The sequence below is a fragment of the Bradyrhizobium sp. JR3.5 genome, from assembly GCF_054057015.1.
This window is the reverse complement of sequence record NZ_JBSRYV010000002.1, coordinates 5,409,332-5,421,820: the sequence shown is the minus strand read 5'-3', so window position 1 is coordinate 5,421,820 and position 12,489 is coordinate 5,409,332. Positions and strand designations below refer to the sequence as shown.

Here is a 12,489-nt window from a genome sequence, read left to right as displayed (position 1 = left end):
CATTTCGGCAAGGCTCCGCCCCGCGCGCAAAACGTCTCCGTCTGCGCGCCCCGTCGTTCGAAGCTCATGGTTTAGAAAAAGCGGATTTCTCCGGCGCTATTGCACTCAAAGCAACGCGCAAATGATGCGGCGCGACAAGTTCATCGTCAATGAAATGGAATTTCGAATGTAGTCGGCGCCGCAGCTGAACTCTCCACGATCGCAGCGCGCGACGATGAAAGGATTTTCGCGCTCGTCGCGGCCCAGACGTGCAACGGAACGGCATCGATTGCACCAAATTTGAGCGAAACATCGCCGCTTGCGCGATGTCTTCTACGCATGACGGCTCGGCGAGATCATCCTTGCTGCGCGCGGGCCGATTTCAGTTTTCCGTTTCGTTGACGGCGAACGGCTTGCTCATAGACTCGGTCGAACGCTGCCGCGCTTCCCGACGAGCAGCGAATGAATCAGAAAGAAAATGCATATGCGCAAACTGACCCGCTCGGGTTCTCCCTATACTTTCACGCGCCGCACGGCAGCCGCGCTGATCACAGCCGTGATCACGCTGTCGACATCGGCCGCAGCTTTCGCCGCCGATGCGATCGTGCTGCGCGTCGGCGACCAGAAGGGCGGCAACCGCTCGCTGCTCGAGATCTCCGGCCTCGCCAAGGATCTGCCTTACAAGATCGAATGGTCGGAATTCCCGGCCGCAGCCCCGATCCTGGAGGCGATCAATGCCGGCGCGCTCGACGTCGGCTACACCGGCGACCTGTCCTTCCTCACGGTCTATGCCTCGGGGGCGCCGATCAAGGCGATCGGCGGGACGCGCTCCGATGCGCGGACGCAAGCGATCCTGGTGCGCGGGGATTCGCCGATCACGACGGCGGCCGATCTGAAGGGCAAGCGCCTCGCCGGCACGCGGGGCGGCTGGGGCCAATTCCTGATCAATGCGACGCTGGAAAAGGCCGGCAGCAGGATCGAGGACGCGACCTTCGCTCCGCTCGGCCCGGTCGACGCCAAGATCGCGCTGCTCGCCGGCTCGATCGACGGCTGGGCGGTGTGGGAGCCCTATATTTCCTATGCCAAGCTGAAGGACAATGCGCGCGTCGTCGCCGATGGCGAGGGCTTGACGCCGACCATCACCTTCATCGTCGCCTCCGACAACGCGATCGCGACCAAGCGCGCCGCGGTGCAGGATCTGGTGCAGCGGCTCAACAAGGCGCGGCTGTGGTCGCTCGACCATGTCGCGGAGTATGCCAGGAACACGGCCGAACTGACCAAGCTGCCGGAAGACGTGCTGCTCGCCGCCTACACCGCACAGAAGACCAGCCCGATCGCGATCGACGAGGCCGTGGTCAAGGAAGTGCAGGCCGCCTCCGACCGCGCCACGCGCTACGGCATCCTCGGCAAGACGCTGGATGTCGGTAAAGCCGTCGACCGCAGTTTTACGGCAAGCGCGAGCTTGAACTAGCGATCCTCACCTCCCCTTGAAAAGGGGAGGTCGGTTTGCGCAGCAAACCGGGTGGGGATCCTGCCTCCACCGACGCCGGCGTCCGCGGAGAGCAACCCCACCCCGCCCTCTCCCTTTCAGGGGGAGGGAGACAGACGGCGGTACTCCCTCGCAGACGCACCACAATGGAGACATCCGATGCCCGGCCCGCTCCATCTCGCGATAATCGTCACAGCACACCTGCTCTGCATGACCTTGTTGGTCGCGCTGTCGGTTTGATAGCGTTCTCTCAGGGCCATCCCCAGGGAGAACAACAATGAACCTATCAATGAAAGACCGTGTCGCCGTGGTCACCGGCGGCAGCAAGGGCATCGGGATCGCGGTGGCGCGGCGGTTTGCGGAATCCGGCGCCAAGGTCGCGATCCTCGCCCGCGGCGCGGCCGACCTCACGGCGGCGCGCGAGGCACTCGCCAAGGACGGCCTCGTGGTACGCGATTACGTCTGCGACGTCGCCAAGGCCGCCGACATCTCGAGGGCGCACGACCAGATCGTCGCGGATCTCGGCAAGATCGACGTGCTGGTCAACAATGCCGGCACCGCGCGCACGCTGGCCTTCGAGAGCATCAGCGACGAGGCCTGGCAGGAGGACCTCGACCTGAAACTGTTCGCCGCGATCCGCTTCAGCCGGCTGGTGTGGCCGGGCATGAAGCAGCGCAAATGGGGCCGCATCATCAACGTGCTCAACACCTTTGCGAAGGCGCCGGCCGGCAACTCCGCGCCGACCTCGGTGTCACGCGCCGCCGGCATGGCGCTGACCAAGGTGATGGCCAATGAAGGCGGCGAGCACAACATCCTGGTAAATGCGCTGCTGGTCGGCCTGATCATGAGCGATCAATGGGTCAAGCGGCACGCGGCCCAGGCGCCGAACACGGATTTCGGGGAATTCGCCAAGGGCCTGGCCCGGGGCACGCCGCTCGGCCGCATCGGCACAGCGGAGGAGTTCGCCAACCTCGCCTGCTTCCTGGCCTCGGAGCAAGGCTCCTACATCACCGGCACCGCCATCAATGTCGATGGTGGCCGATCGCCGGTGGTCTAGAGCCCCGGTCCTGGTTCAACCAGAAACCGGAGCTCGAGACTTTGCTTTGGCGCGTTTTCTTCACGCGAACCGGTGTCCACTTCGCTCGAAAACGCTCAAGCGGGCAACCAACGGCAGGAAGCGACGGCTCAAAAGCAAAAGGCCTCCGTCACCGGAGGCCTTTCATTTTAAACCGCGTCCTTGGCGGCCTTGACCGGCCGTGCGCGGACGATCTTCCGGGCCGGCTTGGCCTTGAACATCATCTCTTCGCCGGTGAAGGGGTTGGTGCCCTTGCGCGCCTTGGTCGCCGGCTTCTTGACCACAACGAACTTGGCGAAGCCGGGGACGAGGAACACCCCGGCCTTCTTCAGCTCCTTGTGGCCGACATCGACGAGCGAGTCCAAAACGTTCTTGACGTCGCGCTTGGAGAGTTCGGTGGTGGTCGCGATCTTCTCGATCACTTGCGACTTCGACAGTTGGGTAGCCATGGTTGCTCCATTGATTCTGGAGTGGGCACGATATGGCGGAAAACGCCGAGAAAAACAGTGTTTTCTGCACTCACCATAGCAATATCGTTGTGGACAGCCCCCGAATCAGGGGTTTTTCCAGTGTTTTTTCCAGTCAAGTCGCTTCCGACCCCTAAAATTACAGCGTTTGCGCGGCTTCGGGGCTCCCGAAGCTGGCCCTAAAGAGAATCACCCGGCGCATCTCGTGCGCCAGCGCGGCGTGCAATTCGGGTTGCGATGCGGCGCGGCGCGCCACTTCAGGTTTCGGAAACGATCCTCCAAAAGGCCGAGGCATTAGAAAATGACTCGGGTTCCCATTCCATCGTAATATCGCAAAGGGGCGCCACGGCCGATCGGCTGGCCGCCCGATGCAAGCCTTTATGTATGTTCCGGAGACCCCGCGTATGGATTTGTCCCGCCTCGAGATCAACCGCCGCACGGCCCTTCTGACCTCGGCCGCGATTGCGGCCAATGTCATCAATCCGATGCGGGCATTCGCGCAGGAAACCCCGCGCAAGGGCGGCGTGTTCAACGTCCATTACGGCGCCGAGCAGCGCCAGCTCAACCCGGGCATCCAGGCCTCGACCGGCGTCTACATCATCGGCGGCAAGATCCAGGAGAATCTGGTCGACCTCGACGCCCAGGGACAGCCGGTCGGCGTGCTCGCCGAGAGCTGGGAGGCAACGCCGGACGGCAAGACGGTCACCTTCAAGCTGCGCAAGGGGATCACCTGGCACGACGGCAAGCCGTTCACCTCGGAGGACGTCGCCTTCACCGCGATGAACATGTGGAAGAAGATCCTCAACTACGGATCGACGCTGCAGCTGTTCCTCACATCGGTCGATACGCCCGATCCGCAGACCGCGATCTTCCGCTACGAGCGGCCGATGCCGCTGAACCTGCTGCTCCGCGCCCTGCCCGACCTCGGCTATGTCTCCGCCAAGCATCTCTATGAGAGCGGCGACATCAGACAGAACCCGACCAATCTGGCGCCGGTCGGCACCGGCCCGTTCAAATTCGTCAAATACGAGCGCGGGCAATACATCATCGCCGACCGCAATCCGGATTACTGGCGGCCGAACGCACCCTATCTCGACCGCATCGTCTGGAAGGTGATCACCGACCGCGCCGCCGCGGCCGCCCAGATGGAGGCTGGCGAATTGCACTACAGCCCGTTCTCGGGGCTGACGATCTCGGACATGGCGCGGCTCGGCAAGGACAAGCGCTTCATCGTCTCAACCAAGGGCAATGAGGGCAACGCCCGCACCAACACCATCGAGTTCAACTTCCGCCGCAAGGAACTGTCCGACATCCGCGTCCGCCGCGCCATTGCGCATGCGATCAACGTGCCGTTCTTCATCGAGAACTTTTTGGGCGATTTCGCCAAGCTCGGCACCGGCCCGATCCCCTCGACATCGACCGACTTCTATCCCGGGCCGAACACGCCGCAATATCCATATGACAAGGCCAAGGCGATCGCGCTGCTCGACGAGGCCGGCTTCAAGGCCTCCGGCGGCAACCGCTTCTCGCTCAAACTGCTGCCGGCTCCGTGGGGCGAGGACATCTCGCTGTGGTCGACGTTTATCCAGCAGTCGCTGGGAGAAGTCGGCATTCAGGTCGACATCGTGCGCAACGACGGCGGCGGCTTCCTCAAGCAGGTCTATGACGACCACGCCTTCGATCTCGCCACCGGCTGGCATCAGTATCGCAACGACCCCGCGGTCTCGACCACGGTGTGGTACCGCTCCGGCCAGCCCAAGGGGGCGCCGTGGACCAACCAGTGGGGCTGGGAGGACAAGACCGTCGACAAGACCATCGACGATGCCGCGACCGAGGTCGATCCCGCCAAGCGCAAGGCGCTCTATGCCGACTTCGTCAAGGAGGTGAACACCGAGCTGCCGGTCTGGATGCCGATCGAGCAGATCTTCGTCACCGTGATCACGGCAAAGGCGCGCAACCACTCCAACACACCGCGCTGGGGCTCGGCGAGCTGGCACGATCTTTGGCTGAGCGCATGAGGCGGCTATCCGGCAAAAGCGGCGCTGCCCGCTTCTCCCTCGCCCCGCTCTTGCGGGGAGAGGGTCGGGGTGAGGGGCTCTCTCCGCCGGATCAATCTGTCGATGGACCTGTACCCCCTCACCCGGATCGCATCTTCGATGCGATCCGACCTCTCCCCGCACGCGGGGCGAGGTGACTGAGAGGCCAGTGTCCACTTCGTTCGAAAACGCTATAGATAACCGATGCGTATCCTGAGCCTTGCGGGGCGGCGGCTCGCCGCCTCGATCCCGACCCTGTTCCTGATCCTGATCGGCGTGTTCCTGCTGTTGCAGCTCGCGCCGGGCGACACCGTCGATGCGCTGATGGCGCAGACGGGCGGCGGCGACGCCGCGACCGCGCAACAGCTGCGCAAGTTCTACGGGCTCGACCTCTCAGTTCCGGCGCAGCTCGGCAACTATCTGTGGCACCTGGTGCGGCTCGATCTCGGCTTCTCCTCGATCTACGGCAAGCCGGTGGCGACCGTGATCCTGGAACGGCTGCCGCCGACCATCCTATTGATGACCGCGTCGCTGTCGTTCGCGTTCTTCTTCGGCCTCGTGTTCGGCGTGATCGCCGCGCGCGGCGTCAACCGCTGGCCGGACACCTTGATCTCGACGCTCGGCCTGATCTTCTACGCCACGCCTTCGTTCTGGTTCGGGCTGATGGCGATCGTGGTGTTCTCGGTCTATCTGCAATGGCTGCCGCCGGGCGGCTTCGAGGACATCGGCACCGTGCAGAGGGGGATCTGGCACGTGCTCGATATCGCCGCGCATTTGGTGCTGCCGACGCTGACGCTCGGGCTGATCTTCCTTGCGATCTATCTGCGGATCATGCGCGCCTCGATGCTCGAGGTCCTGAACCTCGATTTCGTCCGCACCGCCCGCGCCAAGGGGCTGGACGAGACCCATGTCATCACCCGCCACGTGCTGCGCAACGCGCTGCTGCCGATGGTGACGCTGATCGGCTTGCAGGCCGGCACCATGCTCGGCGGCTCGGTCGTGGTCGAGAGCGTGTTCTCCCTGCCCGGCCTCGGCCGCCTCGCCTATGAATCCGTGGTGCAGCGCGACCTCAACACCCTGCTCGGCATCGTCTTCGTGTCCGCCCTGCTCGTCATTATCGTCAACTTCGTCGTCGACCTGCTCTACGCGCGGCTCGATCCGCGCATCGCGGCGGAGGGCTGACGATGGGCGCGGTGAAACGCTACTTCCGCAGCCCTGCCGCGGTGATCGGCCTGATCCTGCTGCTACTCGTGATCGCGATGGCTGTCAGCGCCGGCTTCCTGTATCCGCGCGATCCGCTCGCGCTGGCGGGCCGGCCGCTGGTCTGGCCGTTCTCCAATCCGCGCTTCCTGCTCGGCACCGACAATTCCGGCCGCGACATCGCCGCCCAGATCTTCTACGGCGCGCGGATCTCGCTCCTGATCGGCGGCGTCGCCACCGTGATCGCGATCCTGATCGGCATCCTGGTCGGCGCCTTCGCCGGCTATTACGGCGGCTGGGTCGACAATGTCCTGATGCGGATCACCGAAGCTTTCCAGACCTTGCCGAACTTCGTGCTGCTGCTGGTGCTGGTCGCGGTGTTCGGCTCGACGCTGACGACGGTGACCATCGCGGTCGGCGTGGTGTCGTGGCCGGCGCCGGCGCGGCTGACCCGTGCCGAGTTCCTGTCGCTGCGCAACCGCGAATTCGTGCAGGCCGGCAAGACGCTCGGCATGAAGGACCTCCAGCTGATCCTCGGCGAGATCCTGCCCAATGCGCTGCCGCCTGTCATCGTCTATGCCAGCGTGGTGATGGCGGTCGCGATCCTCTTGGAAAGCGCGCTCGCTTTCCTGCGGCTGTCCGACCCCAACGTCGCCTCCTGGGGCAATCTGATCGGGCTCGGCCGCGACGTGCTCCGGGTGCAATGGTACGTCTCGGCGATCCCCGGCATTGCGATCCTCGTCACCGTGCTCGCGGTTTCGCTGGTCGGCCAGGGCCTCAACGATGCGCTCAATCCGAGGCTGAAGAGCCGATGAGCGACACGGTTCTTTCGCTCGACGGGCTGACGGTGCGCCTGCCCAAAGGCGCCGACCGGCCGCACGCGCTGTCCGACGTTTCCCTGTCGATCGCCTCCAACGAAATCCTCTGCGTGGTCGGAGAGTCCGGCTCCGGCAAGTCGATGATGGCGAACGCCATCATGCGGCTGCTGCCGAACGAGGTGACGATCGAACGGGGCCGGCTGCTGTTCGACGGCCGCGACCTCTGTGCCGCCGATCCGGCCGAAATGCGCGAGGTGCGCGGCGCCGGCATCGCGATGATCTTCCAGGAGCCGATGACGGCGCTCAATCCGCTGCGCACGATCGGCGACCAGATCGGCGAGATGTTTGCGATCCACACAGGCCTGTCGAAGGCCGAGATCAATGCGCGGGTAGAGGCACTGCTCGAGGACGTGCGCATCCCCGACCCCAAGGCGGCCGCGAAGGCATATCCGCACGAGCTGTCCGGCGGCCAGCGCCAGCGCGCCATGATCGCGATGGCGCTGGCGCTGGACCCGAAGCTGTTGATCGCCGACGAGCCGACCACCGCACTCGACGTCACGACGCAGGCCCAGATCCTGAAGCTGATCCGCGACCTGCAGCAGCGCAAGAAGACGGCGGTGCTGTTCATCACCCATGATTTCGGCGTGGTCGCCGAGATCGCCGACCGCGTCGTGGTGATGCAGCACGGCGCGATCGTCGAGCAAGGCACGGCCGACAAGGTGCTGAATGATCCGCAGCATGCCTACACCAAGCAGCTGATCGCGGCGGTTCCGCCGCTGAAAGCACCGCCGCCACGTATCCTCTCCGGCAAGGACATCCTGACCATCGACGGCGTGTCCAAGACCTACCGCACCGGCGGCTTCCTCGGCCGCGGCGCGCGGGTGACGGAGGCGGTCAAGAACGTCTCGCTCCGCCTGCCGCGCGGCGCGACGCTCGGCATCGTCGGCGAATCCGGTTCGGGCAAATCGACACTCGCGCGCTGCATCGTGCGGCTGATCGATCCCGACACCGGGTCGATCGTGCTCAACGGCCAGGACTGGGCAAAGCTCGGCCGCGACGCTATCAGGCGCGAGACCCGCCACATCCAGATGGTGTTTCAGGATCCGTTCGCCTCGCTGAATCCGCGCCGCAAGGCTGCCGAGCTGGTGGCGCAGGGACCGATCGTGCACGGCACCGACCGCGCCACCGCGATCGCGGAAGCGCGAAAACTGTTCGAGCTGGTCGGGCTCGATCCATCCGCCGGCGATCGCTTCCCGCATGAATTCTCCGGCGGCCAGCGGCAGCGCATCGGGCTCGCACGTGCGCTGGCGCTGAAACCCGATGTGCTGGTCGCCGACGAGCCGGTCTCGGCGCTCGACGTCTCGGTGCAGGCGCAAGTCTTGAAGCTGCTCGCCGGGCTACGCCAGCAGCTCGGCCTCTCCATCATCTTCATCACCCACGATCTGCGGGTCGCCGCGCAGATCTGCGACCTCGTCGCCGTGATGAAGGACGGAGCCGTGGTCGAGCAAGGGTTGACCGCTGAGGTGTTCGGCAGGCCGCAGCATCCCTACACGCAGGCGCTGCTGTCGGCGATCCCCGGCGGCGACTTCACGCGAAAGCGCGATGCCTTGATCGCCTGATCGAGCCATCGCGCGTGGTGCGTCGTTGGTCCGCGCTCACCGCGAGCGGCGCGACGCGAGCAAATGTTCCGCCCAGCGCAGCAACTCGAAGCGATCGCCCTTGACCAGCTCCTGTGCGTCGCGGCGCCTGTAGAGCACCAGCATCCAGGGCGCGAGCTTGCGCAGCAATCCGTGCGCCACGTACTGCACCGGCTCGGTGAACGGCAGCGCCAGCTCGCTCTCCGGCACGCCCTGCACTGCCTTTGCCAGTTCGCGGCCGAGCGGGATCGTCAGCGCGACGGCGCGGCCGTTGCAGCCGGTCCAGCCATAGGCGTTCGGTCCGAGACGATGCATGCGCGGCAGGAAATCCGCGGTCATCCCGACATAACCGTTCCAGACATAGTCGAAGGAGACGTCGCCGATCTGCGGCCACAGACGCTGCAACCGCTCGGTCACCCGCGCGCCTTGAGCCGCGCGGTCTTGTCGCCCGGGCCGAGCACGGCACCGCCGGTGACGAGGCGATTGCGGGCGTCATAGCGCGCGAAATACAGCTCGCCATGGGTATCCGACATCGCCTGCCGGCCGGGAATGATGGTCTTGCGGACATTGTCCGACAGCGGCTGCGTCGCCATCTGCCACGACAGCACCGGCATCACCTCGGTCGCGATCTCAGGCACCAGCGATTTCGCGAATTCGCCGCTATAGGCATTGGTCGCGACCACCAGCGCGCGGCCGGAGATTTCCCCCTTCTCGGTCTTCACCACCCAGCGCTCGCCGCGGCGCTCGAAGCTCAGCGCGGGCGAACGGGTATAGATCCGAGCGCCGAGGCCGAGCACGGTGCGCGCCAGGCCTCGCGCCAGCGCCAGCGGATTGACGTGGCCGCCGGTCCTGTTCCAGAAGCCGCCGTACCACGCATCCGAGCCGAGCATGTCCCTCGTCTGATCGCGCGACAGCAATTCGACCGGCGCGCCGAATTTCGACCATTGCTGCACCCGCCGCTCCGCGATCCTGATCCGGCCCGGCGAATGCACCGGCTGCACCCAGCCGGCCTGCTCCTGCTCGGCCTCGATGTTGTAGCGCTTGACGACGTCGAACAGCATGGCCGCGCTGTCGCGCAGCATCGCGACGAAGCGCTCGCCGGCCGCGCCGTGCCGGGCGATGATGTCATCGGGATCGGGACGCGACAGCGTCGGGATCACCTGGCCGTTGTTGCGGCCCGAGGCGCCCCAGCCCGGCTCGGCGGCCTCGACGATCGCGACGTCGACATCGGCCTCGCGCAGATGCAGCGCGGTCGACAGGCCGGTGAAGCCGCCGCCGATGATGACGACGTCGGCCTGTTGCGCGCCGGTCAATTCGGGGCAATCGGGGCCGGGTGGCGTCGCTGCTGCCCAGAGCGAATTGGGCCAGCGCACGGCATTGCTGCTCATCATGATCCTTTCTTGCAGGCGCCTGCGCGTTCTGGTTAGCTTTACTCTACTCTCTCATTCCAGCCGGGAAGACAAGAAGTGACACTCAAGAACGTCATCGGAATCGATCACGCCGTGGTCATGGTAAAGGACCTCGACAAGGCCGCCGAGAATTACAGGCGGCTCGGCTTCACCGTGTCGCCGCGCGGCACCCATAGCGCGCACATGGGATCGGGCAATTACACCATCATGTTCGACCCTGACTACATGGAATTGCTCGGCGTGCTGACGCCGACAGAACATAATGCTCCGGCGCGCGCTTTCCTCGAGAAGCGCGGCGAAGGCATCGAACGGATCGCGTTCACCGCGCTGGATTCGACCGCCGGTGCCGAGGAGATCCGCGCGCGCGGCTATACGCCGATCGGGCCGACCGATTTCGAACGCCCGGTGACGCTGCCTGATGGCACAGTCTCGGCCGCGAAATTCCGCACCTTCCAGTGGCCGACCACTGAGGCGCCCGGCGGCGTCCGGATCTTCGCCTGCCAGCACAAGACCCGCGAGACGGTGTGGATCCCCGAACTGATGACGCACGCCAATGGGGCAAAACGTCTCAAGCAGGCGCTGATCGTCTCGCCGGATCCCGCGACCGATGCTGCGCATCTCTCCCGGATGATCGATATCGCCGCGAGGCACGATCCCGACGGCGCGGTTACGGTGCCGTCCGGCGGAGATCGCGCCGACTTCGTGTTCCTGACCAGGGATCAGCTCGGCAAGCGTTATCCCGGCGTATCGCTGGATGGCCTGTCCGATCGCGGCGGCGCCGGCCTCGTGATCGCGGCCGACCTCGCCGCAACCGAGAAGGCGCTCGGCACGACCGGCGTGAAGAGCGGCAGCGGCATCACCGTGCCGCCGGCCGCTGCGAACGGCACCCTGCTCGCCTTCGTCAAGGCATAACTGCCATACCATGCGCGGCGCAACGTTATGCAGCGGCGCCGCGCACGGGGGGCTAGGCAGGCCAAGTCCAGACGCTACTATCTCTCCCAAACAAGAACCGTCCAGGGAGAGAAACATGTCGCATCACCTGATCTCGCGCCGGCAGATGCTGGCCGGCACCGCAGCCGCCGGCGCGGTTGGATTGACCGGATTTCCGGCCCGCGCCGAGCTCAACTGGAAGAAATATTCCGGGACGACGCTGGAGGTGATCCTCGCCAAGGGGCCGCGCGGCGACAATCTGCAAAAATACATCAGGGAATTCACCGAGCTCTCCGGCATCAAGGTCGAATCGGAGCAGATTCCCGAGCAGCAGCAGCGCCAGAAATGCGTGATCGAGCTGTCGTCGGGCAAGCCGAGCTTCGATGTCGTGCACCTCAGCTATCACGTGCAGAAGCGGCAGTTCGAGAAGGCCGGCTGGCTCGCCGACATGTCGGGCTTTCTCAAGGACCCGAGCCTGACGCCGCCCGACCTCGTCGAGAGCGATTTCTCGGCCGCCGGCCTGCAATATGCACGCAACGACAAGGGCCAGATGCTGTCGCTGCCGTGGTCGGTCGACTATTTCATCCTCTACTACAACAAGGAGTTGTTCCAGAAGAAGGGCGTCGAGGTCCCGAAGACGCTGGAGGAAATGGCGATCGCCGCCGAGAAGCTGACCGATCCCAAGGAAGGCATCTACGGCTTCGTCGGCCGCGGCCTGCGCAACGCCAACATGGCGATGTGGACCAACTTCTATCTGAACTATGGCGGCGAATTCCTCGATGCCAAGGGCAACATCCTGACCGACGGCCCCGAGGCCGTCGAAGCCACCAAGCTCTATCAGCGGCTGCTGACGAAATGCGCGCCTCCCGGCGTCGCCGGCTTCAACTGGATGGAATCGATGGCCTCCTTCACCCAAGGCCGCGCGGCGATGTGGATCGACGCCGACGGCTGGGCGCCGCCGCTGGAGGACCCCGCCGCCTCGCGCGTCGTCGGCAAGGTCGGCTACACGCTGGTGCCCGCCGGACCCAAGGGCAAATTCTCGTCGACCTATGGCGACGGCGTCGGCATTCCCGCGGCGAGCAAGAACAAGGAAGCCGCCTACCTGCTCTGCCAATGGGTGGTCTCGCGGGGACAGGGCGCCCGCCTGCTGCAGGCCGGCGGCGGCGTGCCGTTCCGCAATTCCATCGTCGACGACCCCGAGGTCGCCAAGGGCGTGAAGACCAAGGAATGGCTGCAGTCGGTGGTCGATTCCGCCAAGATCTCCAAGCTCGGCTTGCCGGTCATCATCCCGGTCGCCGAATTCCGCGACATCGTCGGTGCGGCGCTGACCGCGACGCTGTCGGGCGCCGATCCCGCCACCGAGCTGAAGAAGGCGCACGAGCAATTCCGCCCCATCCTGGAGCGTAGTGAAAAAGCGTGAGCGTGGTGACACAGGCTTCGCCGGCGGCG

The 12,489-nt window shown here is 65.2% G+C and carries 9 protein-coding genes and 1 pseudogene; 8 read left to right on the top strand and 2 right to left on the bottom strand.

Annotated elements, in window-relative coordinates; genetic code table 11:
• Nucleotides 1-463: 463 nt before the first annotated feature.
• Nucleotides 464-1,450 carry an ABC transporter substrate-binding protein gene (locus tag ACVWW1_RS42900; protein WP_456660039.1) on the top strand — a complete coding sequence of 329 codons (987 nt, stop codon included), beginning with the start codon at nt 464-466 and terminating at the stop codon, nt 1,448-1,450.
• A gap of 295 nt (nt 1,451-1,745) precedes the next feature.
• On the top strand, nt 1,746-2,525 hold the full coding sequence (locus ACVWW1_RS42895) for an SDR family oxidoreductase (protein ID WP_207835972.1): 780 nt from the start codon (nt 1,746-1,748) through the stop codon (nt 2,523-2,525).
• Between the two features lie 167 nt (nt 2,526-2,692).
• Here ACVWW1_RS42895 and ACVWW1_RS42890 read toward each other — a convergent pair whose 3' ends face one another.
• Nucleotides 2,693-2,992: an HU family DNA-binding protein gene (locus ACVWW1_RS42890; protein ID WP_021077434.1), complete on the bottom strand. Its 300-nt coding sequence runs from the start codon at nt 2,990-2,992 to the stop codon at nt 2,693-2,695.
• A 422-nt stretch (nt 2,993-3,414) separates the two neighbouring features.
• Here ACVWW1_RS42890 and ACVWW1_RS42885 point away from each other — a divergent pair, with 422 nt between their 5' ends.
• The 4 genes from ACVWW1_RS42885 to ACVWW1_RS42870 all read left to right on the top strand — a co-directional run bounded on the left by ACVWW1_RS42885 (nt 3,415) and on the right by ACVWW1_RS42870 (nt 8,683).
• Entirely contained in the window at nt 3,415-5,028 is a 1,614-nt protein-coding gene (locus tag ACVWW1_RS42885) for an ABC transporter substrate-binding protein (RefSeq protein ID WP_456660038.1), read from the top strand.
• A gap of 222 nt (nt 5,029-5,250) precedes the next feature.
• A complete protein-coding gene (locus tag ACVWW1_RS42880) occupies nt 5,251-6,228 on the top strand; it encodes an ABC transporter permease (RefSeq protein WP_456660037.1) in 978 nt (325 codons plus the stop codon).
• 2 nt (nt 6,229-6,230) lie between these two features.
• Nucleotides 6,231-7,061, top strand: coding sequence for an ABC transporter permease (locus ACVWW1_RS42875; protein WP_456660036.1), 831 nt, complete (start codon nt 6,231-6,233; stop codon nt 7,059-7,061).
• Nucleotides 7,058-8,683, top strand: a complete 1,626-nt coding sequence (locus tag ACVWW1_RS42870; protein ID WP_456660035.1) for an ABC transporter ATP-binding protein — start codon at nt 7,058-7,060, stop codon at nt 8,681-8,683. The genes ACVWW1_RS42875 and ACVWW1_RS42870 overlap by 4 nt, the downstream gene beginning before the upstream one ends.
• Before the next feature lie 36 nt (nt 8,684-8,719).
• Here the strand turns inward: ACVWW1_RS42870 and ACVWW1_RS42865 are convergent.
• Nucleotides 8,720-10,089, bottom strand: a pseudogene (locus ACVWW1_RS42865) (NAD(P)/FAD-dependent oxidoreductase).
• Between the two features lie 78 nt (nt 10,090-10,167).
• Between ACVWW1_RS42865 and ACVWW1_RS42860 the strand changes: the two are divergent.
• Together ACVWW1_RS42860 and ACVWW1_RS42855 are read left to right on the top strand one after the other, a co-directional pair.
• Nucleotides 10,168-11,022 (top strand): VOC family protein, encoded by an 855-nt coding sequence (locus ACVWW1_RS42860; protein WP_456660034.1) that lies wholly within the window; start codon nt 10,168-10,170, stop codon nt 11,020-11,022.
• Nucleotides 11,023-11,137: 115 nt separating this feature from the next.
• Nucleotides 11,138-12,460: an ABC transporter substrate-binding protein gene (locus ACVWW1_RS42855; protein WP_456660033.1), complete on the top strand. Its 1,323-nt coding sequence runs from the start codon at nt 11,138-11,140 to the stop codon at nt 12,458-12,460.
• Nucleotides 12,461-12,489 lie beyond the last annotated feature (29 nt).

Bases quoted from the DNA above. Each gene is read 5' to 3' on its own strand.
- ACVWW1_RS42890 (WP_021077434.1), bottom strand. From the start codon at position 2,992: ATGGCTACCCAACTGTCGAAGTCGCAAGTGATCGAGAAGATCGCGACC.
- ACVWW1_RS42900 (WP_456660039.1), top strand. From the start codon at position 464: ATGCGCAAACTGACCCGCTCGGGTTCTCCCTATACTTTCACGCGCCGC.
- ACVWW1_RS42895 (WP_207835972.1), top strand. From the start codon at position 1,746: ATGAACCTATCAATGAAAGACCGTGTCGCCGTGGTCACCGGCGGCAGC.
- ACVWW1_RS42855 (WP_456660033.1), top strand. From the start codon at position 11,138: ATGTCGCATCACCTGATCTCGCGCCGGCAGATGCTGGCCGGCACCGCA.
- ACVWW1_RS42885 (WP_456660038.1), top strand. From the start codon at position 3,415: ATGGATTTGTCCCGCCTCGAGATCAACCGCCGCACGGCCCTTCTGACC.
- ACVWW1_RS42880 (WP_456660037.1), top strand. From the start codon at position 5,251: ATGCGTATCCTGAGCCTTGCGGGGCGGCGGCTCGCCGCCTCGATCCCG.
- ACVWW1_RS42875 (WP_456660036.1), top strand. From the start codon at position 6,231: ATGGGCGCGGTGAAACGCTACTTCCGCAGCCCTGCCGCGGTGATCGGC.
- ACVWW1_RS42870 (WP_456660035.1), top strand. From the start codon at position 7,058: ATGAGCGACACGGTTCTTTCGCTCGACGGGCTGACGGTGCGCCTGCCC.